This window comes from Pseudomonadota bacterium (assembly GCA_030859565.1).
GTDB lineage: Bacteria > Pseudomonadota > Gammaproteobacteria > JACCXJ01 > JACCXJ01 > USCg-Taylor.
On the sequence record JALZJW010000287.1, the window covers coordinates 1 to 2219 of the forward strand.

Consider the following 2219-nt stretch of genomic DNA (forward strand, 5'->3'; position numbering starts at 1 on the left):
CCAGATCGCGCGCATGCGGGCGCGCGAGACCGGCCGCTATCTCCTGCGCGCGACCAATACCGGGGTCTCGGCGGTCAGCGATGAGCGCGGCCGGGTGCTTGCCCGCTCGCCGCAGTTCCAGCCCTACGCCCTGAGCGCCCGGGTCATCCCCCACCGCGGTCTCACCCCGTACGCTGCGATGGGAAACTACGGCGTCCTCGGCCTCACCGCGTTGCTCCTGCTCTTCTCGGCACTCGGACGCCGGCCGCCCCACCCCGCCCTCTTCGCCCGCGACCGCCGGCTCGCTCGCTCGCGCTTCGAGGCCGGCCCGATCTTTGACTCCAAACGGCGCTAGCCCGGGTTTCTCACCAAGGGGTGAGCCCAGGTTGAAAGTATCGATGGTGAACATTAGAACGGCAACGCCTCAGATTAACCGCTTCGGTACGGACGCCGAACGGGGTCAATCGAGTGAATGGGAAGCGGTTATTGTTGAGAAATTGCGGGTGCTGTGGAGCAAGGTGTGATCTCAGGCAAGACTACCCCTTCACGCCGTTTCAGGGCGCGGGCAGGCGGGGAGTGACGGGCTCAATCGTGACGACTAGCAGGTCAATGGGATTTGCCTCAATCGGTCAAGCACGGCCTGGAAGAGACGCGCATAGGGATATGCCTCGGAGAAGGCGATCCAGATCTTGCGCACACTGAGTCGAACCTGGGCCCCGATCTTGAAGAGTTTCAGGCGGATCGTGCCGCATTGCGCTTGCGCGAGCTCGGTTCCTGAAAGCCCCAGCGCTCGCAGGGTCTCGATGAGCACATAGGCGAAGGAGGAGAAATACAGCCGCAATTGATTCGAGTCTAGCGCGTGGGTGCTCGTGCGATCGGCGAAGAGCTGGAGTTGCTGTTCCTTGATCCGGTTTTCCATCTCCCCACGGGCACAATACAGATCTTCGTACAAGGCTCGCGCCTCCCAGTCCTCCGCAGCGAGCGAGGTGACGATGAAACGGGGATTCTCCCCCTTGGCCAGATATTCGGCCTTGCCCACCACGCGCCGCTCACAGGTCCAACTCTCGCGAGTCTGATAACGAAAGTCCTTGAACCACCGCGCCGCTTCCCCGCTGGCCTCATAGGCCTCCCGGGCCTTTGCCAGCTCACCGGCAATGATCTCGGTGAGACGGCTGTTCTTGGCCAACCCCAGCACGTATTCGACCCGATGGGTCTCGCACCAACTCATGATCGCCTCGCGGCAGAAACCGCTATCCCCCCGCAGGACGATCCGCACCTCGGGCCAGGCCGCCCGCACCTGCGCTACGATCCGGGAAAGCTCCTCGACGCACCCGGTGGCAGGTTCCTCATCCGCCTCCCGCAAACGCGCGCAGAGCAACCGATCCCCGCAAAAGAAATACAACGGCAGATAGCAATAGTGGCCGTAATACCCGTGAAAGAAACGCCCTTCCTGATCCCCGTGGAGGGGATCATCGGTCGCGTCCACATCGATCACGATCTCCTTCGGGGGGACCGCATGGGACTCGACGAAGACCTCCACCAACAACGTATCCATCGCCTCCGTCTGGGCGACGATCTTCTTGTAACGGTCCTGCTTCCCCGCTTCCTTCGGCGTCAGCTCCAGCCGGTTGAGCGTGCTCTTCCCCGCCAGCGCCTTGCCCCGGTCCTCCGTCCGCCGCCTCCCCGCACCGCTCGGGTCTTCCTTGTCCGCCAAAAGCCCCAGCAAGGCGTCGTAGCGTAGGGTATCGTGATCGTTGAGGTCTTCGTACCCGAGCGCTATCCCGTACACCCGCTGTTTGACGAGCGATCCCACCGAGTGCTCGATCAACTCCGGATCCCGATGATCGACGAAGCACCCCGCCAAGCGCTTCAGAATGTGGGTCCGCTCTTCCACTTCGCGCAAAAGAACACAACCCCCATCCGAACTGATCCGCCCCCCATCGAACCGCCCCACCACCCCCCGCCCTCCAAGACCGTGAAAGTTTATCCGCTCTGCGCTACACTCTGTGTTCATAAGGCCGTCCTCGTCTGTCTGCATAACCTGTTGATCCAGAACATATTATGCCACGAGGTACGGCCTTCTTCCATACCACCGGTGAGAAATCCGGGTTAGAGATCTGCCCAAAGTTAAAGTTGGAGATATTCTTCTCGTTCGTATAAAAACCACAGCTATCCGTAACCAACAAATTACTGTTGAATTGGTTTAGCATGTTGGTAACTGAAGGAGGGCACCACTGCGG

At 61.1% G+C, this 2219-nt stretch carries 2 protein-coding genes; one reads left to right on the forward strand and one right to left on the reverse strand.

What is annotated here, in order from left to right:
• Window positions 1-334, forward strand: a 334-nt coding sequence (locus M3436_20860; GenBank protein ID MDQ3566416.1) for a hypothetical protein, incomplete at its 5' end; no start/stop codon positions are given.
• 243 nt (window positions 335-577) lie between these two features.
• On the opposite strand, the gene M3436_20865 is transcribed toward M3436_20860, so the two are convergent.
• Complete coding sequence (locus M3436_20865) at window positions 578-1993, reverse strand: IS1380 family transposase (protein MDQ3566417.1); 1416 nt, start codon at window positions 1991-1993, stop codon at window positions 578-580.
• Window positions 1994-2219 lie beyond the last annotated feature (226 nt).